Annotated in this window: 15 protein-coding genes; 13 read left to right on the top strand and 2 right to left on the bottom strand. The window is 42.0% G+C overall.

Annotated elements, in window-relative coordinates:
- Positions 1-68 precede the first annotated feature (68 nt).
- From K5Q34_RS05960 to K5Q34_RS05925, 8 genes are all read left to right on the top strand, one after another.
- Entirely contained in the window at positions 69-1,469 is a 1,401-nt protein-coding gene (locus K5Q34_RS05960) for a glycoside hydrolase family 1 protein (RefSeq protein WP_172115706.1), read from the top strand.
- A gap of 169 nt (positions 1,470-1,638) precedes the next feature.
- Positions 1,639-2,133, top strand: a complete 495-nt coding sequence (locus tag K5Q34_RS05955; protein WP_012774919.1) for a DUF536 domain-containing protein — start codon at positions 1,639-1,641, stop codon at positions 2,131-2,133.
- Positions 2,134-2,506: 373 nt separating this feature from the next.
- Positions 2,507-4,549, top strand: coding sequence for a BglG family transcription antiterminator (locus tag K5Q34_RS05950; protein WP_172115707.1), 2,043 nt, complete (start codon positions 2,507-2,509; stop codon positions 4,547-4,549).
- Position 4,550: 1 nt separating this feature from the next.
- The gene (locus K5Q34_RS05945) at positions 4,551-4,835 is read left to right on the top strand and encodes a PTS sugar transporter subunit IIB (RefSeq protein ID WP_002935998.1); all 285 of its coding nucleotides are present in this window, start codon (positions 4,551-4,553) and stop codon (positions 4,833-4,835) included.
- A 53-nt stretch (positions 4,836-4,888) separates the two neighbouring features.
- Positions 4,889-6,235: a PTS ascorbate transporter subunit IIC gene (locus K5Q34_RS05940; protein ID WP_221864673.1), complete on the top strand. Its 1,347-nt coding sequence runs from the start codon at positions 4,889-4,891 to the stop codon at positions 6,233-6,235.
- 1 nt (position 6,236) lies between these two features.
- Positions 6,237-7,085 carry a transketolase gene (locus K5Q34_RS05935; protein ID WP_044674546.1) on the top strand — a complete coding sequence of 283 codons (849 nt, stop codon included), beginning with the start codon at positions 6,237-6,239 and terminating at the stop codon, positions 7,083-7,085.
- Complete coding sequence (locus K5Q34_RS05930) at positions 7,082-8,008, top strand: transketolase family protein (protein ID WP_172115709.1); 927 nt, start codon at positions 7,082-7,084, stop codon at positions 8,006-8,008. Before K5Q34_RS05935 ends, K5Q34_RS05930 begins: the two co-directional genes overlap by 4 nt.
- 190 nt (positions 8,009-8,198) lie before the next feature.
- Positions 8,199-9,965, top strand: a complete 1,767-nt coding sequence (locus K5Q34_RS05925) for a glycerophosphodiester phosphodiesterase (RefSeq protein WP_221864672.1) — start codon at positions 8,199-8,201, stop codon at positions 9,963-9,965.
- Positions 9,966-10,002: 37 nt separating this feature from the next.
- On the opposite strand, the gene K5Q34_RS05920 is transcribed toward K5Q34_RS05925, so the two are convergent.
- Positions 10,003-10,302 (bottom strand): YbaB/EbfC family nucleoid-associated protein, encoded by a 300-nt coding sequence (locus K5Q34_RS05920; protein ID WP_221864671.1) that lies wholly within the window; start codon positions 10,300-10,302, stop codon positions 10,003-10,005.
- Between the two features lie 275 nt (positions 10,303-10,577).
- Here K5Q34_RS05920 and K5Q34_RS05915 point away from each other — a divergent pair, with 275 nt between their 5' ends.
- From K5Q34_RS05915 to K5Q34_RS05905, 3 genes are all read left to right on the top strand, one after another.
- Entirely contained in the window at positions 10,578-11,741 is a 1,164-nt protein-coding gene (locus K5Q34_RS05915; RefSeq protein WP_221864670.1) for an SIS domain-containing protein, read from the top strand.
- A gap of 250 nt (positions 11,742-11,991) precedes the next feature.
- Entirely contained in the window at positions 11,992-13,194 is a 1,203-nt protein-coding gene (locus K5Q34_RS05910; RefSeq protein ID WP_301182776.1) for an IS110 family transposase, read from the top strand.
- A 311-nt stretch (positions 13,195-13,505) separates the two neighbouring features.
- Positions 13,506-16,016: a G5 domain-containing protein gene (locus tag K5Q34_RS05905; protein ID WP_221864669.1), complete on the top strand. Its 2,511-nt coding sequence runs from the start codon at positions 13,506-13,508 to the stop codon at positions 16,014-16,016.
- Between the two features lie 71 nt (positions 16,017-16,087).
- Here the strand turns inward: K5Q34_RS05905 and K5Q34_RS05900 are convergent, their stop codons facing one another.
- Complete coding sequence (locus tag K5Q34_RS05900; RefSeq protein WP_172115547.1) at positions 16,088-18,355, bottom strand: Xaa-Pro dipeptidyl-peptidase; 2,268 nt, start codon at positions 18,353-18,355, stop codon at positions 16,088-16,090.
- 181 nt (positions 18,356-18,536) lie between these two features.
- On the opposite strand from K5Q34_RS05900, the gene K5Q34_RS05895 reads away from it, so the two are divergent.
- Positions 18,537-19,271, top strand: a complete 735-nt coding sequence (locus K5Q34_RS05895; protein ID WP_172115549.1) for a CppA N-terminal domain-containing protein — start codon at positions 18,537-18,539, stop codon at positions 19,269-19,271.
- The gene (locus tag K5Q34_RS05890) at positions 19,268-20,215 is read left to right on the top strand and encodes a serine hydrolase domain-containing protein (protein WP_172115551.1); all 948 of its coding nucleotides are present in this window, start codon (positions 19,268-19,270) and stop codon (positions 20,213-20,215) included. The genes K5Q34_RS05895 and K5Q34_RS05890 overlap by 4 nt, the downstream gene beginning before the upstream one ends.
- Positions 20,216-20,438: the final 223 nt, after the last annotated feature.

Here is a 20,438-nt window from a genome sequence, read left to right as displayed (position 1 = left end):
TGGAAGCTGCATTGTGAATCTAGGTTCTAACAATTCCGTCTGTAGCATGAAAGAAAGTAGGTAGAAGAATGGTAACTGAGCAAAGAGAGTATCGTTTTACAGAAGGTTTTTTGTGGGGCTCCTCCACTTCAGGGCCTCAAAGTGAAGGAAGCGTAGCTGGTGATGGAAAGGGATGGAATAACTGGGATTACTGGTACAATCAGGAACCTGAGCTCTTTCACCAGCAAATAGGACCGGAACAAACATCGACTTTCTATGAACATTTCCAGTCAGATTTGGATTTGTTGGTGGAAACAGGTCATAGTATTTTTCGCACCTCTATACAGTGGTCACGTCTGATTCCGGAAGGGATAGGCGAGGTCAATCCGCAAGCTGTGGAGTTTTATAGGGCTGTATTTGCAGGTATTCGAGAGCGTGGGATAAAGCTTTTGGTCAATCTCTATCATTTCGATTTACCCTATGTCTTACAGGAAAAAGGGGGCTGGGAAAATAAGGAGATTGTCTGGGCCTATGAGGCTTATGCTCGCCAGTGTTTCAGCCTCTTTGGAGATCTGGTGGATCATTGGATTACCTTTAATGAACCCATTGTTCCAGTAGAATGTGGCTATCTAGGAAGCTATCATTATCCTTGCAAGGTGGATGCAAAGGCAGCTGTGGTCGTAGCGTATCATACTCAACTGGCTAGTTCTTTGGCTGTTCGGGCCTGTCACCAACTACACCCAGACCATAAAATTTCCATTGTTCTTAATCTTACTCCTGCCTATCCAAGAAGTCAGAGTCCAGAAGATTTACAGGCAGCGCGGATTGCTGAGCTATTTCAAACGAGAAGCTTTTTGGATCCATCTGTTTTGGGACAATACCCAAGGGAACTGGTTGACATTCTTGAAAAACACGGTTTACGTCCAGAAAGCACAGAGGAGGAATTGACTATTATCAAAGAAAATAGGGTTGACTTCCTGGGGGTAAATTATTACCAGCCCCTGCGCGTGCAGGCTCCTTCAGAAGATGGATGGAACGGAGAAGCCACTTTCCTATCCCAATATTTCCTGCCTTATGATAAGCCTGACAAGAAAATCAATCCCCATAGAGGCTGGGAAATTTATGAAGAAGGGCTGTACGACATTGCCAAAAATATCCAGGAAAACTATGGGAATATCGAATGGTTGGTAACTGAGAACGGCATGGGAGTTGAAGGGGAGGATGTTTTTGAAGAAAATGGCGTCATTCAGGATGACTACCGGATTAACTTCATGGAAGACCATTTGATTCAGCTCCATCGAGGTATTGATGAAGGAGCGAACTGTAAGGGCTATATGGTCTGGACCTTTATTGACTGTTGGTCTTGGTTAAATGCCTATAAAAACCGATACGGCTTGGTCTCGCTTGACCTCCAAACTCAGAAGCGTATCGTCAAAAAATCTGGATATTGGTTCAAGCAAGTGAGTGCTAAAAATGGTTTTATTAGATAGAATGTATATTTCGTTTCTACATAACATTGCATTGAGATAGGATGCTTTTGAGGTTTGTGATTATCCACTAATGCTTGGTAAGAAAATTCCCCTAGATTTGACAGGGATAGGGTTCTGTGGTAATATTTTAATGATACAAACTATGAGAAATGTAAGTACCGAGGATATTATGGGAATCGAAAAAACAGTCAGTGAGTTAGCTGAAATTTTAGGAGTGAGCCGGCAGGCTATGAATAATCGTGTCAAATCACTTCCTGAAGAATTTGTAGATAAAAATGACAAGGGTGTGACCGTTGTAAACCGTGCTGGCTTGATTAAGTTGGAGGAAATCTACAAAACAACCATTTTTGAAGATGAGCCGATTAGCGATGAAGTCAAGCATCGTGAATTGATGGAAATTTTAGTTGACGAGAAAAATGCTGAAATCATCCGCTTATATAGTCAATTAAAAGCCAAAGATAAGCAACTTGCCGAAAAAGATGAACAACTCAAGGTCAAAGATGTGCAGATTGCTGAGAAGGATAAACAGTTAGATCAGCAACAGCAATTGACATTAAAAGCTATGGCCGATAAGGAAGTTCTCAAGTTGGAATTGGACGAAGTTAAAGCACAGGCAGAAGAAGTGCAAGCTAAAGGCTTCTTTGCACGTTTGTTTGGGAAATAAAAAGGTCCGGGGGACCTTTTTATCATGAGCTTGGAAACAAGAGAGCGAATAAAGGTCCGGGGGAGTGAAACAGTCTGGGAAGAGACTGTTTCAGCCTGCGCTAAAAAATGGAAGAGCGCGGTAGGAAATCATGAGCTTGGAAACAAGAGAGCGAATAAAGGGCTGGGGGAGTGAAACAGTCTGGGGATAGACTGTTTCAGCCCGCGCTAAAAAATGGAAGATGATATGTGATATAAGAAGATTGGTGGGCACCAATCTTTTTTAGTTTAAGTAGTGAGCACAATTGAATTTTTGTTTTTCATTATATTAATTGGGCTCAAAGACTCTAGAAATCAGAAATGAAAAGGGATACAATTAAGACAAGGAGGAAAATATGGTTGATAATCGTACCATGGCAATTCTGATGGAATTGTTTGCGAATCGAAAAGAAAGTTTGTACGAACTTAGTATTCAAACAGGAATTGAAAAGGAGCAGCTACATTCTAATTTGGAACTAGTCAATCAATTGTTGCAAGAACATTCCTTCCCGCAGATACAATACAAAGATAGCGAGTTTGTTATTTCTACGGAGCTTTACAATCAAAAAGAAAGTGTATTCTCGCTCTTTCGCAATCGCCAGATCTATCTTTCGCAAGAAGAAAGACAGCTTCTTATCTATCTTTATACATTTATCCGAAAAGAATTTGTATCAAACGTTCACTACCAAGAATTATTGAGTGTGAGCCGTAACACAACGTTGACGGATATTAAGAATGTAAAGGAACTTTGCTTGGACTTTCAAGTACGTTTGGAATATACGAGGGCGAAAGGCTATCATCTAATTGGTCGAGAAGAAGATAAACATCGCTTGGCACTTTATGCACTCAGTAATTGTTTGCAGTCTTCGATTGGTGTGTGGGCTTTGGATTATATTCTTAAATCTTGGGGTGAGGAAAATCCTATTGAAGAATTGAAAATAGTGAGTCAACAAGCTTGCAATTATTATAAAGTCTCAGCTTTAGAAGAGAGATTGGATGAATATTTGTATTTTTTGATATTTCTATTTATCCGTCAGGCGCGTGTTGGCAACCTTATTAACTGGAATTTTGAAGGAAAGGTAGGGTTTGTAAAAGATTTTCTGCAACGCCTTTGGAAATTATTACGTTTAAAAAGTACTAGCACATTAGAATTAAATGCTGCGACACAAGAGTATCTGTCACATTTACTGCAAGGATGCTTAGAAGGTGAGAGCGGAGAAAAGGATGACCTATTTTACCACTTGACTGTAGAAATAGTGGAAGAGATGGAACGTTTGTCCTTAATTGCTTTTGAACATCGCTCGGAAATGATTGAAGGTTTGCAACGTCACCTAATTCCTGCTTACTACCGTTTAACATCTCGTTTGGTAAATGTCAATTCATATACTGAAACCATCAAAGAAGAGCATGCCGACTTGTTCTATCTTGTAAAAAAAGCTTTGCGGCCTTTGGAAGAGCATCTAGGTTTTACTATACCAGATAGTGAGGTATCTTATTTTGTCATCCACTTTGGTGGCTACATCGAAGCAGGTCAACAACGTTCATATCGTTATCGGGCCTTGGTTGTTTGCCCAAATGGAGTGAGCTCTTCGCTGATTGTAAAAGAAAATCTACGGCAACTATTTCCTAATATCTATTTTGCCGATACCCATTCCTTACAGGATTGGAAGATGCTAGACATGACAGACTATGACATGGTATTTGGAACTATCAAGCTGAATATAGAGCTACCATTTTTCTTGGTATCCCAGCTGATGACCTCTAATCATAAAAAAGAATTATTTCATTTGGTTAATCAGCATTTCCCAAATGCGGCTTATTTTCCGATTGAGATTGAGCAGTTATTATCACTTATTGGGAAACATGCAACCATTCATCAGGAGCAGGCTTTAAAATATGAATTGGTGCAGTTTCTCAATCAACGCTCCCATGAGCAAAGGGGAAGGAGTCCTATGTTAGAAGAATTGATTACAAAAGAGACCTTTCAATGGTCTGAGGAAGTTTTAGATTGGCAAAAAGCAGTTGCCCTGGCTGCACGACCTCTGGTAGATAAAGGAGCTATAGAAACTCGATATATTGATGCTATGATAGCGAAGGTAGAAGAGTTTGGTCCTTTTATTGACCTAGGTAAAGGAATTGCGATTCCACATGCACGACCAGAAGATGGGGTTAATGAGGTAGGGATGTCAATGTTGGTATTGGATAAGCCAGTTTATCTATTGGATGACCCTAGTCATGAAATTCGGCTGTTCATTTGTATTGCAGCCGTGGATAATCAAACCCATCTCAGAGCACTCTCGCATTTGACAAAAATTTTGCGAGAAGAAGAAAATATTCAACAACTTGTCGGCGCCAAAGAATTTGCCGACGTACAACATTTATTAAAGGAGGAACAGTAATATGTTACGAATTGGAACAGCCTGTGGCTCAGGTTTAGGCTCTAGCTTCATGGTTCAAATGAATATTGAATCCATTTTGCGAGATTTAGGTGTATCAGATGTTCATGTGGAGCATTATGATCTAGGTGGTGCCAATCCGAGTGAAGCAGATGTGTGGATTGTCGGACGTGACCTGGCTGATTCTGCAACTCATTTAGGAGATGTTCGAATATTGAATAGTATTATTGATATGAATGAGTTGAGGGAACTCGTCACGGCTATCTGTCAAGAAAAAGGTTTGGTTTAAATCGTATACACAGGGGATGACCCGCAAAGATGAAATTATAAAGGAGACAGAAAATGATATTGGATTTTCTCATTGATATTGCTAAAACTCCGGCAATTCTGGTTGCTCTCATTGCTATTCTAGGTTTAGCCTTACAGAAAAAGCCCGCAGCAGATTTAATTAAGGGGGGCTTGAAAACTTTTGTTGGTTTTATTGTTGTTGGTGGTGGAGCGAATATTATTGTTGGCTCGCTTGAGCCATTTGGTCAAATGTTTGAACAAGCTTTCAACTTGAAAGGGGTTGTTCCAAATAATGAAGCTATTGTAGCGATGGCTTTGGATAAGTATGGAACTGCTACATCCTTGATTATGTTACTTGGAATGGTCTCCAATATTGCTATTGCTCGCTTTACACGCTTTAAATATATTTTCTTGACAGGACACCACACACTATATATGGCCTGTATGATTGCAGTTATCATGAGTGTTGCAGGATTCACTTCTGTCGGCTTAATTGTGATGGGTGGGTTGGCTTTAGGTCTGATTATGACACTCTCCCCAGCCTTCGTTCAAAAATACATGATTCAATTGACAGGAAATGATCATGTTGCTCTAGGTCACTTCAGTGCACTTGGTTACTGGTTGAGTGGTGTAGTAGGCGGTTTGGTCGGTGATAAGTCTAAGTCTACGGAGGATATTAATTTCCCTAAAGGTTTGGCATTCTTGCGTGATTCAACTGTCAGCATTGCCATTTCTATGTCCTTGATTTACATGATTGTGGCTTTGTTTGCAGGCGGTGATTATATTAAGGAAAACCTTAGTGGCGGTACTAACAGTATGATTTATGCCTTGACCCTAGGTGGAACTTTTGCAGCAGGTGTTTTTGTTATCTTATCTGGTGTACGCTTAATTTTGGCGGAAATTGTTCCAGCCTTCAAAGGAATTTCAGAGAAGTTGGTTCCGAATTCCAAACCAGCCCTAGACTGTCCAGTTGTTTATCCTTATGCACCAAACGCCGTGTTGATTGGCTTTATCTCTAGTTTTGCAGGTGGTATTGTCAGCATGATTATTCTTGCCTTGACTGGCGGTGTCGTTATCCTTCCAGGTGTCGTACCACACTTCTTCTGTGGAGCTACTGCAGGTGTTATGGGGAATGCCTCAGGTGGTGTTCGTGGAGCTGTTTGCGGTGCCTTTATGCAAGGCGTTCTCATCAGTTTCTTGCCAGTGTTCTTGCTTCCAGTTTTGGGAGACCTTGGTTTTGCAGGTTCAACATTCTCAGATGCAGATTTTGGACTATCAGGTATTTTCTTGGGAATTCTTGCTAAAAATGGCGGTATTCTCACAGTTTCTGTTGGTATTTTTGCAGTATTGGCCTTGATGCTTGGATTGTCATTGGTGAAAAAAGAACAGAAAGAAGGATAATATGACTAGTGGTACAGCTGATTTGAAACGATTTGCCAAAGAAATTCGCTACCATACCTTGGCGACTTTGAATCAATTAGGATTTGGTCATTATGGTGGTAGCTTATCAATCGTAGAAGTGTTGGCTGCTCTATATGGAGAAATTCTGGACATTCGTGTCCAGAATTTCTCTTCTAAGGAGCGGGATCACTTTATTCTGTCTAAGGGACATGCAGGTCCAGCACTTTATAGCACGTTGTATTTGAAAGGCTTCTTTGATAGAGATTTTCTCTTGTCGCTAAATCAAAATGGAACACATTTGCCTTCACACCCTGATCGAAACTTAACGCCAGGGGTGGATATGACAACAGGTTCGTTGGGGCAAGGGATGAGTGTCGCGACAGGTGTTGCTTATGGTAAGAAGATAGAACAGTCACCGTACTATACCTATACTCTGGTAGGGGATGGGGAGCTTAACGAAGGTCAATGCTGGGAAGCGGCTCAGTTTGCAGCCCACCACGAACTATCGAAACTGATTTTGCTTGTGGATGACAATAAAAAACAACTAGACGGTCGTACCCATGATATTTGCCAAACCTTTGATTTTGTTGAAAAATTTCAGGCTTTTGGTTGGGAATCAGTGCGTGTGAATGGTGCCGATATAGATGCTATTATAAATGCTATTCTAACAATGAAGTCAAGTAAGTCTCCTCAACCAAAATGTATCGTTCTTGATACTACTAAGGGGCAGGGAGTTGCCTTCTTAGAAGAATTAGAAAGCAATCACCATTTGCGTTTGTCGGGTCAATTACGGGAAGATTTAGAGCAAGTAACTCTTGTTTTAGCGAGAGAGTTGGAGGTGACGGAATGAGACAGACAAAGGAGATGCGACTGGTTTATAGTGATTTTCTAGCTCAGGTAGGGCAGGAAGACACAACCATAGCAGCTATTGAAGCAGATTTATCCAGTTCAATGGCTACCAACAAATTGTCCTCTGTTCTGGGTGGACGCTATGTCAATGTAGGTATCATGGAGCAGGAAATGGTAGGGGTAGCAGCCGGACTATCTCTTCTAGGATACAAGCCATACATTCATACTTTCGGACCATTTGCTAGTCGTAGAGTCTATGATCAGGTGTTTATCTCTCTAGCTTATGCCCAGCTTAATGCCACGATCATTGGTTCCGATGCGGGGGTATCAGCGGAGATGAATGGTGGGACTCACATGCCGTTTGAGGAGCTGGGTTTAATGCGGCTCATTCCAAAAGCGCGTGTTTATGAGGTCAGTGACGATGTCCAGTTTCAAGCTGTTCTTAAAGAAACCATCAAGGTAGACGGGTTGAAGTACATTCGTACCATTCGGAAAGCACCAACGGCTATTTATCAAGGTGGAGAAGATTTTAGCAAAGGCTACTGTGTCCTTAGGCAAGGGGAGGATATGACCTTGCTTGCGAGTGGTATTATGGTAGAGCAGGCATTAAAGGCGGCGGATCAGTTAGAGGCTCAAGGAGTATCTGTTCAAGTCATTGATCTTTTTCGTATCAAACCAATTCATGAAGACATACCAGCTCTATTATCGGGAAGGCCAGTATTAACTGTAGAAAATCATAATCGAATTGGCGGCCTAGGTAGTAGCATTTGTGAATTAATGGCTACGGATTTGATGACCCCAGTACATCGAATTGGTATTGAGGAATCTTTTGGTCAAGTTGGTCAACAGGCATATTTGATGGATGTTTATGGACTGACAGCAGAGCATATTGTTAAACAAGCACAATTAATGTTACAACAATAGTGAGATAGTGATTCGTATTTTATGTAGCCTTTCGATTTACTTTGGCTTGGAAATAGTAAAGCAAATCAAATGTAAGAAATCAAGCTCCGCTTAGGAACTTGATTTTTTCTATACTTCATTCATTACTTTCACAATCTTCCATCCTTGATGAAGGCTTGCAATTCCTGTCAGAATATGGGACACTAGAGTCATGAAAAAGATACAACGTGAATTTCAAAAAATATATTACAACTTAGACAAGATTCTTTTGCTCTTTTTTACCCTGTTTACCTTTATGGAATTTGTTTGGATACCGCTCAATTCATGGATTTCTGAGGGGCTCTTAGCTATGACAGGGCATGCCTACCTTTCACCGACGAATTTGTTGTCGGTGTTTGCTGAAAATCTGCTCGTGACAGGCTTGTTTATTCTCCTCTTTTTTGTCAACATTGCCATTGCCTATCTAGAATTAGCTCTATTGTTCACAGGGGTTTGGCAACTGTTGGATGAAAAAGTCAAGCACCTCCCCGACTATTTACGGGATGTACGAGATAGTATGGTGGCGATTATCCGTCACAGCAGCCTACCAAAGGTTTTATTTCTGCTCTTTTACTCAGTTATTCTTCTCCCGTTTTTACGACGGGTATTAAATATCTATTATTTTAATAAAATCGTAGTACCCCAATTTATCGTAGATTACCTATCTAACACAGTCTGGCTAGGGATATTGATTTTGTTCTTTCTCCTCTTGTTCTTCTGGCTCGCATCACGCTTTATGTACGCTCTGCCGAACATTTACTTTGAACACAGGAGTGTGAAGGAGTCCATCGCTTATTCTTGGAAGAAGACCAGGGGAAGAAAACAAGTCAGTTCCTTTTTCCGTCTGATTTGGCTGGTCACTTTTCCAGTCCTCCTATTTACAGGAATAGGGATATTGCTCTATCTAGTACAGTTAGTGGCTGAACCTTATCTACCAGACACAGGCCCTTCATATTGGCTGGCAGTTGTTTGTTATGCAATCCTAAAATTAGCCTACTACGGAGTAGTTGCGCTCTTTATGATGGGATTCATTAGTCTCTTAACAGGGAAACAATTGCCAAACTACCGCCGTAAACGCCTCCGTCATCGCCTGCGATTGGCAATTTTACTAGTATCTGGTCTGGTATTCGGTACCCAAGGAGCGCTTGCACTCTACTATCCCTTCGATACCCTGCCAGTTACCATTTCCCATCGCGGTGTTGACAATGGCAATGCTGTCCAGAACTCAATCGAGGCCCTAGAGAAAACCTCTCAACTCAAGCCAGACTACATTGAGATGGATGTTCAGGAGACGAAGGATGGTCAGTTTATTGTCATGCATGATACGGATTTATTGGCTTTGACGGGCAATCCCGGAGGTACACATGACTATACTCTTGCAGAGTTGACAGGGATGACTGCATCAGAAAACGGCATGGCAGCTCCAGTTCCTTCTTTTGACGAATATCTTGAAAAAGCGGATGAGCTGGGACAGAAATTATTGGTAGAAATTAAAGTGACCAAGGCAGATTCGCCAAACCTCACCCAGAATTTCTTAAAAAAATACGGTCAACGTTTGATTACCAAAGGACACCAGATGCAATCATTAGATTACCGTACTATTATCGAAATAAAGCAGTATAGCGAGAAATTAGTATCCTTCTTTATTCTTCCGTTCAACTCTATCTATCCGACGACGGTTGCTGACGGCTATACTATGGAGTATACCTCGCTTGATCAAAACTTTATGGTAAAATCTTGGATTCGTGGGAAGTCAGTTTATGCTTGGACACCGAATGAAGAAGAGAGTATGACCAAGATGTTGCTGCTACAAGTGGATGGTATCATCACTGACAACATGACTGATCTCCAAAGTCTGATGGAGGAAATGAAAGAGAATCGACGTTATCCAGACCTCTTTTTCCTGCAATTTCAGTCTTTGATTTATAATTTTGAATAAAAAAACGCGAGAGGAGAATATCCAATCGCGTTTTCTTTTAAAAAGGTAATTTACCTGCAAAGGCACCTAGTTTTTTCTGAGTTGCCTCGTCAACTTTTGTAAGTGCAGCGTTGACGGCTTGGATTGTCATTTCTTGCAAGGTTTCAAGGTCGTCTGCATCCACAACATCAGCCTTGAAGTCGATAGAAATCAATTTCTTATCTCCAGTAAAAGTAGCAGTAACCAAGTCCTGTACAGAGCTACCAGTAAATTGAGTGGCAGCCAACTCAGCCTGGCTCTTCTCCATTTGTTTTTGAAGTTTTTGAGCTTGGCGCATCATGTTTTGCATGTTCATCATAAGATTTTTAAGATTCCTTTCGTACCAAGGGTTTAGACCTTGTTTGTAATTTTTCCTTGCCTTATTTTTCCTTATTGTTAAAAATTTTCAAAGGCAGAGGCGTAGTAAATATTATAACATGTTTTATGTAGATAATGCTACCTTCTTAAAATAAGTTATAGTCAGCAACATCGGATATAAATTTGACATATTAATCTATTTTAAATTGACTTTTAGGGATAAATTCGCTATAATATAAGAAAAAACTGGTTATAACCAGAAATCAAGGAGGAGCTATGTTCCGTTTAGCAAAAGAAGAACTTGAAAAGTTGGGAGCTATGATTACGGCGACCGAAATTTATCAACAGCCAGGCTTATGGAAGGAAGCGTATCAACTCTATCTTGACCAATTGGAAAAAATCGAGAGTTTTCTAAAATCAATCAAGGAAAAACATGACTTTGTTCACGTTGTTTTTACAGGTGCAGGGACTTCTGACTTTGTTGGTCAAAGCATTGCCAACTACCTCAACCAAGTCAATGACTTGAAACACATTCGTTTTTCTGCCATTGGTACAGTAGAGCTGGTTGGTCGTCCATATGATTATTTGCAGGCAGATGTGCCAACAGTTTTGGTATCCTTTGCTCGTTCAGGTAATTCACCTGAGAGTGTGGCAGCAGTTGAAGTCGCTAAGCAATTGGTAGATAAATTGTATCAAGTGACCATTACCTGTGCACCAGAAGGTAAGCTGGCACTAGCGGCTGAAGGAGATGCTGAAAATCTCCTGCTCTTGCAACCAGCTGGTTCAAACGATAAGGGCTTTGCCATGACGGGTTCTTACAGCTGTATGGCTCTGACAGCCCTCCTCGTCTTCTCACCAGCCAGTCAAGAAGAAAAAGCTGCTTGGGTTGAGACTATTGCCCGTCTGGGTCAAGATGTCTTGGACCGTGAAGACTACGTGCAAGACTTGATCAACCTTGATTTTGAGCGAGTGATTTACCTCGGTTCAGGTGGTTTCTATGGTCTTGCCCACGAAGCTCAGTTGAAAATTCTGGAATTGACAGCAGGCAAGATTGCGACCATGTACGAGTCACCACTCGGTTTCCGTCATGGACCAAAATCCTTCATCAACGAAAAGACCTTGATTTTCCTCTTTACCTCAAACGATGGCTACACACGCCAGTACGATGTGGACTTGCTCAATGAAGTCCATGGTGATGGCATAGCAGAGCGGATAGTGGCATTGTCGGCTGATAAGTTGGTCGGTACAGAAGCAGCCAACTTTGTCTTGGCAGAGGGCGGAGCAGATTTGCCAGATGTCTTCTTAACCTTCCCTTACATCATCTTTGCCCAAACGGTATCCATTATGGCAGCTATCAAATGCAAGAATTTGCCAGATACACCATCTCCAACAGGCACCGTTAACCGTGTGGTGCAGGGTGTGATTATACATCCACTATAAAACATACTAAGATTAGTAGTGAAGAAATCTCCGACGAGAGAGAGTACTCACTACTTTTTTCATTCTCAAGATGATAAAGTAGAGGTGTCTTGTTAAGTCGAGAACTCTTTTGACGCTAGACGTCGCATCAAAAACTGGCAAGGCACCTGTTTTAGAAAGAATGTTATCAAAGTATGTGGGACGCCAGACGTCGAGTATTGAAAATGACATCACTAAAACAAGGAATCATTCAAGACAAAGAGGTAATATCATGCGAGTAGTATTTGGGATTGACGTGAGTAAGGTAAGTTCAGAAGTGGCCATTCTAGTCAATGGTGAGAAAGTTCATGGCTATACCATGTCCAATGATGCCATTGGCTTTTCTCGGTTACTTGGAGATTTGAAAACCGTCCACAAGCCAGAAATCATCTTTGAAGCAACAGGTGTCTATTCTCGTCGTCTTCAAGCTTTTCTGGATGAACATGGCTACGCTTATACACGACTCAATCCCTTAGAAGCCAAGAAGCAACTGGATAGCTTGCGTGTGCGAAAAACAGATCAAATTGACGCTGAAAAACTAGCTCAATCTCAGTTTGTACTGAATCGTAAACCCACTTATGTCCAAGAAGAAGTCTATCAAGATCTGCGGGATCTCAGCCGTTTCTATCAGAATCTGACCGAGGACATCGTTCGAGCTAAAAACCGCCTGCACAAGGTCTTACAGGTCACTTTCCCTGAATTGGAAAATATCTTGTCAACACCAACTGGTGAACAATACTGGAACCTGGTCATAGCTTTTCCTTGCAAGGACTTCGTGCTTGATTTAAGCAAGGATGAACTCTCAGAGAGCATTCGTCAGTCCACCTCAAAACGGATTTCGGACAAGCGTGTGGCGTACTTGGCCGAGAAACTGATAGCACTAGCTAATCAATCTTATTGTGCCGTCAAGAAAACCTCTCCAATGCTGGAAGAGGTCCGTTACTATACAAAAGAATTGCTTAGACTTTCTGAACAGAGACAGGCAGTCTTAGACGAAATGGTGGAACTAGCTCAACCATTACCTGAATATGACATTCTGCTCTCTATTCCTGGAATAGCTGAGACTACTGCAACAAGTATTGTTGGCGAACTGGGAGATATTCGCCGTTTTCAGTCTGCCAATCAAATCAATGCCTTTATCGGTATTGACCTGAGACACTATGAATCTGGTAACTTCATCGCTAAGGAACACATTACCAAACGTGGAAATCCCTACGCTAGAAAGATTCTGTTCAAGTGCATTCATAATATCGCTTCAGCTAGTCACACCAATCCTTGCCATATCGCCGACTTTTATGAGAAACGAAAAAGACAATCGCAAACGACTTCTACGAAGCCACACACGATTGCCTCCATACATCGTCTCATTCGGACAATGTATTACCTCATTACGCATAATAAGCTTTACGATTATACTTCTACCCAAAATCGGTAAAACTGTTTATGCTCTATCATTGTAACACCTTATCAAAAAATTTCAACATAAGGTGTTGCTTTTGTATACACTTTTTACACTAAACTTTAGTCCAAAATAAAATAATTTCTTTATTTGGATTACGAGACTCAAAATATTTTTCGTCAAATACCTTGATGGACTTGACAAATGGTAGAAAAGAGTTACATGTATTCAATGATGAAGAAATGTAGCTATTCGGTAGAGTTTTAATATATAAAAAATACACCCGACACCTGAATATCATGGTACAATAACAGTATATAATAAAATATAAATTAGGAATAATAGAAATGGAAACTGCAAAGAAAAAATTCAGATATAGTATTCGTAAATTTAAAGTCGGTGTAGGCTCAGTGCTAATTGCCACTTGCTTACTTGGGGCTGGGGTCTCGATACCAACCGCTTTTGCAACGACAGTGGCTTCGGAATCTACTCAAGTTGAAGCAACTCAACCAACGGGAGAAACCGAGCCAACAGTACAGATTACTGGAACAGTAAGTACAGAAAATACGAATCTTGAATCAAAAGTTGCGCCAGAAGCTAAGGAAGAAGTTCCAGCAACATCAGAAACTCCAGTTGCTGAAAAGGCAGATCTAGAAGTGAAGTCTGCTGAACAAAATATAGCCTCTGAACCTGAAAAATCAGAAGAACCAACTCCTGCCCCAGCAGCCCTCACAAGCGAAGCTAAGGAAGAAATATCAGAGAATACCGAAGTTAAAAATTCACCTCTTCAAAATCTCAAAAAACTTGTAAAAGAGCTAGAAAGAGATTTGGAAGAGCTGGAGGTGTTTAGAGATTATACTAAATCAGATTATTCACTGCAAAAAGAAACTTGGGAATCTTTTTTAAGTGTTGGAGAGGCAGATATAAAACTTGCTCATACACTTGAAGAGGGGGATGCTAAGATTCAAAGTGTATATGGAAGATTGGCTGATTTTAAACACCATATTACGATGGAACGATTAACACGTGAGGTTGCTCAGTATCGTAAAAAATATATTAACGATCCAGAAATTGAAAAAGAGTATAAGACATATTTAGAGCAAAGAGAGGATAGCGGTACTTTTAGCCAAGAAGGAGATTTACTTAGAGTATCTGTTGGGAATTCAGAAGCAGCACTCAAAAGGATTAAAGAGAGAGCTGAAGAAATAGAAGGTGATAACCTCAAAACAGAAGTTCCTAAGGAGGCACCTAGAGTAGCCGAAAAACCAAAATTAGATTTTAAAGTTCAAACACGAACAACATATCAATTTTTAGATTTCGAAACGAAAGAGCAGGAAGATCCAAACTTGCCACTTGGTGAGAAAGAGGAACGACAAAAAGGTGAGAGAGGCGAAGAGTCTGAGACTTATCAAGATGTGATTGTTGGTGATACAATTGTAGCAAGTACCCTCATTTCCAAAAAACGTAAAGATCCAGTTGATCATCTGATTGCAAAAGGTACTTTGGTAGAGAAACATCCCGATACAGCACCGACAGCTCCTGAAAAACCAAAATTGGACTTTACTGTTAAAGAACGAGTAGAGCGAGAAATTTTGGATTATATGGTTGAAGAACAAGATGATGCTAGTTTGCCGCTCGGTCAGACAAAGGTTCTTCGAGAAGGTCAAAAAGGTGAATTGGTTAAGAAATATCAAGATGTGATTGTTGAAGGGAATGTCATAGCAAGTAATCTCCTTTCAGAAGACCGTAAAGCCCCAGTCAACCGTCTGATTGCAAAAAACATGTTAGTAGAGAAACATCCTGATACAGCACCGACAGCGCCTGAAAAACCAAAATTAGAATTTACTGTCAAAGAGCGAGTAGAGCGAGAAATTTTGGATTATATGGTTGAAGAACAAGACGATGCTAGTTTGCCACTTGGTCAGACAAAGGTTCTTCGTGAAGGTCAAAAAGGCGAATTGGTTAAGAAATATCAAGATGTGATTGTTGAAGGGAATGTCATAGCAAGTAATCTCCTTTCAGAAGACCGTAAAGCCCCAGTCAACCGTCTGATTGCAAAAGGCATGTTAGTGGAAAAAACACCAGATATTACGTCGAAAGCTGAGGACGAGGCTCTAAAACCAATGGAACCAGAGGCTGATAAGCCGACTCCTCCAACACCGGAAGCACCAAAAACGGAAATGTCAGACGCTGAGCAACCAAAAGTGGACAAACCACAAATGGAAGCACCGAAAACTGATAAAGTAGAGTCTGACAAACAGATGCCAGAGGCTAAGCAACCAGAAATGGAGCAACCGAAAGCAGAAGACATGCCGAAGGAGGAAATGCCAAAGGCTGAGCACCCAAAAGCGGAAGACTCTACACCTAAGACAGCAGTTCCAGAAGTCGCGCCAAAAACAGCGGAAAAACCAAAGCTAGATTTCACAACAAAAGAACGAAAGGTAGAAGAAGCTCTCCCTATCAAAGAAGAAATCAGATATGATGCAAGCCTAGCGCTTGGCAAATCATACCTTCTTCAAGAAGGAAAAGCAGGTAAAACAGTATCTGTTTATCAAGATGTCATAGTTGATGGTAAAGTTGTCGCAACCAACCTATTATCAGAGACTGTTGTTGAAGGTCAAAATCGTATCCTTGTAAAAGGTAGCTTGGAAATGAAGAAAGAAGAAGTAAAAACAACTCCTTCAGTACAATCGAATCCGACACTGAGTCACAAAGGTGCACCTTCTGCAAACAAAGCAACCCTACCTGCAACAGGTGAACAACGCAATAACCTAGCCTTAGTAGGCCTTGGTTTAGCTGGAATTAGCTTGACAGTAGTCGCTACAGCTATAAACAAAAAATCTAAAGATCAAATCTAAACCATTATGAAACAGCGACAAAGAGGCCGGGCGGAAACGCCCAGCCTCTTTTTAGAACTGAAAATCAAATATTAGTGCGGTAAAATTAACTGTGATTGACTTAAATCAAGGTGGATTTGCCATTGAGAATTGTCCCGAACAGTGCACTCAAAGTCAGTGGTGTAGAGAATCAGCTCTAAGACATCACCTTTTTTCAGCTGATAAATAGTCGGTTGCAGTTTCCAGCTCAGGTCCATCCACTGGTCTGGCACCACTTCCTCGACAGTCATCAGGTCGGTGCGGTTCTGCAGGTTCATAAAGCCCTTGGTCACCAAGCGTTGCGGCATCTCCACATAAGGCAACTCCAGCAGATTTTCTTGGGCATGGTAACGACCGTTGTCTAGACTCAATCTTGCTTTAGGCGCAGGAATTGGAGCTAGGCGTTTTTTATTTCCCTTGTCCAATAGCTGAGCAGATAAGAGGCCTTTGGCTACACTAGAAGCTACACGGAGTTTCAGCGTGACCTGTCCATTGAGCAGGAGGTCCTCCGTTACAGGTAGTTCGATGCTGACTTGATTGGCCTTGCCTGCATAGAGGTCTTGGTGGAAGGCAGGGTAGGATTTGCCGTAGCGGTCAAAATCTTCTTGGGCATACTGATTGGAAATGGTCTTGTTTCCAGTTCCCAGTGGCAAGACAGCCTCGTTTGCACCGCCAAAGGTGTCCAAGGTCGTCCAAGTCTGCTCACCGCTGTTGTCCTGCCAGATAACCGTTGGCAGTTGGTAGTTGTTCTCGTAACCTAGCAGTTTTTGACTGAGCAGGGCGTTCATGGACTCGCGGAAATCAATGGACTGCCAGTTGTTCATATAAACATGGGCCCCGTTGTGGAAGAAGAGGTGCTTTTTGATCTGGCTTGGTAGGGCATGAAACATATTCCAGACGTGAATCGGCTTGACATTCCAGTCCTGTGAGCCGTGGGTAAAGACCACCTCGCACTTGACCTTATCAGCGTGGAGCAGATAATTGCGGTCATGCCAGTATTGATTGTAGTCGCCGCTGGTGCGGTCCAGGGCGGAACGCTCGGCAGCCAGTCCTTTTTCGTAGGCTGCTTTATTGCGGAGGAAGTCGCCTGCTTGCAGACTTTTCGAGTAGGTCAGGGCGGTCAAACTGTCCAGATCCTCGCCTGGATAGCCGCCAGGGCTGGTCACCAGCCCGTTTTCACGGTAGTAGTCATACCAAGAGGAAATCCCTGCTTCTGCGATGACGACTTCCAATCCGTCCACGCCAGTTGTTGCCAAGGCATTGGACATGGTACCGAGATAAGATAGTCCTGTCGTCGCCACCTTACCATTGGCCCAATCGGCCTTGACCTCAATCGAGCGAGTATGGTCTGTGTAGGCCTTGGTACGACCGTTCAGCCAGTCAATCACCGCTTTGTAGCCCTCAACCTGCTGGTAGTCGCCAGATGTCATGTAGCCCGTCGAACCTAGCGTGCCAACACCAGACACGTGGAGGCTGGCAAAGCCGCGAGCGAGGAAGTAGTCATTGAGGGAGTATGAAGTAATGTGCCCCAGTTTTTCAGTAGCAGGGCTGACAGGCAGGTCTCGCTGGTCCAAGTCTAGCTTGGTGATGCTGGACTGCTTGACCTGAATGGTACCGACTTGTTTTTCAGCCAGTTCCCCTTCCATCTTATGCAGGGCCTTATCGCTGGCTACATCGTTCACTCCTTGATGATAGGGACTGTTGGTAATCACCGCAGGGATTTTCCCGTCAAAGTGAGGACGGAGAATGGAAACCTTGACAATGTCAGTCTGTCCAGTCCCCGCCGTATCAACAGGTGTTTCGACATAGACCACCTCACGAATAAGGTTTTTAGTCGAAAAGGTTGCCAAGGATTTGCCATTGAAGAAGTGGTAGCGATTGTCCTCTGGGATTAGGTCGTCGCTGACCAGCTGGTCAATCAAGGTGTTTCCAGACTTGGTACGGGTATTGAGGAGTTGGTAGAGGTTATCGATGACATCTCCGTAGACAATAGGAAACTGGCTGGTCTTGCGGAATTCCTCCACATCTGTATAATCTACACCAGGCACGAAGCCTAGCAACTGAAAGGCCACTTGATAGAAAATCAGGTCTGTCAACTCACGGTCAGACTGGAAGAAGGTCAGCAGGTCTGTGTCCCAATCCGCAATCATGTTGGACAGGGCAAAGTCGGTATTTTCTGTCAGGAAATGACACTTTCTGACAAAGGTTTCTAAATTTGTCTTACTACTTGCATTAGGAATCAGTTGAAATCCCAGAGAATCAAGTTCTTGCAAGTAGATAGAGGTCTCTTTTTTTATGAAAGAAAATTGATTAAAGCGCATAAATTCTCCTCTTTTTTAGGATAATAGTCTATAATAGCTATTATATCTGATAAGCCAGTGTTTGTCTAAAAATTATCAGTATATATAAAAATATTAATGTATAAAACGACGATACAATTAGTTGTAAAATGATGAAATTTTTTATACAATATTGTAGAATGACTGAGGAGTGAAATGTATCGTGTTGAGAAAAAATGAAGCTATAGTCCCTATTTTACGTATTAATAATAGGGCTATTAATCAAGGATTTTTAGAAGAAAATCTAGGAATGAAAACCAAGCTAGAAGATGGTCCTTTTGCTGATTTTGGAGATAGAACAAGTCCAGAAACGAAGCTCGTTTTGACAGAATCTCCTGGTAATCGCACCCGTGCTGTCGAAGGGCTTAAAAAACTGAATAAAATTGTGATAAAAGTAGATAATGCCTCTGAAATTGAAGCTTTGCTGGCGCAAGGTTCACAGTATAGTAAGCTCTACCAAGGAAAAAATGGCTATGGTTTTGAAGCTGTGTCGCCAGAAGGAGACACCTTCCTTTTGCATGCAGAAGCGTCTCTTGATGACCTAAAAGCGATCCTTCCACCTGTTCCATTTAAGGTGCAGGATGACTTTTCTGGTCTGACTGCTTTTACAGTAGAATCTATTTGGCTTAATACCCCACAAGCTAGTATCAGCCAAGACTATTATGAGGCCATCCTACCTCAACAAGCCTTTTTGCGTTTTGTTGGAGCAGAAGGTAAGGATTTATTAACTCCTGCAGAACAAGTTTGGGATTTAGAAGGCCTGTGTTTTCCCGTCGAGCAGGACTTTGATTGGGTGCATTTGGAAAGCCAGTTGGAAGGACCATTCTTTAAAGATAAAAAAGCAAGCTTTATCCAAACGGTTGACCCAAGTGGTATTGAATTGTGGTTCGAAAAATGAGACAAGCGATTTTAGATAAGATTTCAGAGCAGATTGGGCAAGGAGTTTATCCTGGTGCCAGTCTGGCTCTTTTTTCTAAGGGTCAGTGGCAGGAATATTATTTAGGGACTCAGGATGGTCAGTTACCAGTTGAGGCGGGTTTGACCTATGATTTGGCATCTGTTTCCAAGGTGGTTGGAGTGGGGACTCTTGCGACTTTTCTGGTTAATAGCGGAGCTTTGGAGCTAGATAGGACCTTGCAGTCTTATTATCCAGCTTTTGCGGATAGTCAGGTCACCATTCGGCAATTATTGACCCATACTAGTGGTATCGATCCCTTCATTCCCAATCGGGATAGTCTGGACGCCGACCAGCTCAAGGAAGCGATTTTGAAGATTACCGTAACGGATAAGAAAGATTTTCTCTATACAGACATCAATTTTCTCCTGCTGGGCTTTTTGCTGGAGGAACTGAGTAGAGACAGTCTAGACCAGCTGATTAGTCGAGACGTTCTAGAGCCCTTTGGTATGTCCCAAACCTCCTTTGGACCAGTCAGTCAGGCGGTGCCGACGGTGCGTGGCGTCAAAGCAGGTGTGGTGCATGATCCCAAGGCGCGTGTCTTGGGCCTCCACGCGGGAAGTGCGGGCCTCTTTTCGACCGTAAAAGATTTGGAAATCTTTTTGGAACACTATCTGACGGCTGACTTTGCGGTGAATTTAACGCAGGATTACGGTTTTGATGATAAGCGCAAGCGGTCTCTGGCTTGGGATAAGAAGGGGGACTGGTTGTCGCACACAGGCTATACGGGGACCTTTATCATGTATAACCGTCCCTTGCAGAAAGCTGCGATTTTTCTCTCGAATCGTACTTTTGGCAAGGATGAGCGGGCCCAGTGGAAGTTGGATAGAAACCAGGTTATGGCCTTGATTCGGCAAGTTCTGGAGGAAGAAGAGGCTATTGACTAATACTCTTCGAAAATCAACATTATCCGTTGTCAAGAGCCTTGATGAGTGAAAAGCTCCAGTGGAGGTTTTCAGCCTGTTACCTTGAAATAAGAAAGTAACAGAGTTCTATCTTCGACTTCGTTTCTTAGGCTACTTTTGATTTTCATTGAGTATATAGTCGTTTAGTTTTTCTTTTATTGCTTCGACGAGTGAGGAAACATCGTTTCCTTATTTCCAATTTCAA

Source organism: Streptococcus sp. 2018110 (assembly GCF_019754115.1).
Lineage (GTDB): Bacteria > Bacillota > Bacilli > Lactobacillales > Streptococcaceae > Streptococcus > Streptococcus hashimotonensis.
Note: the sequence above shows the minus strand (reverse complement) of the source record. Positions and strands in the feature narration are given on the sequence as shown.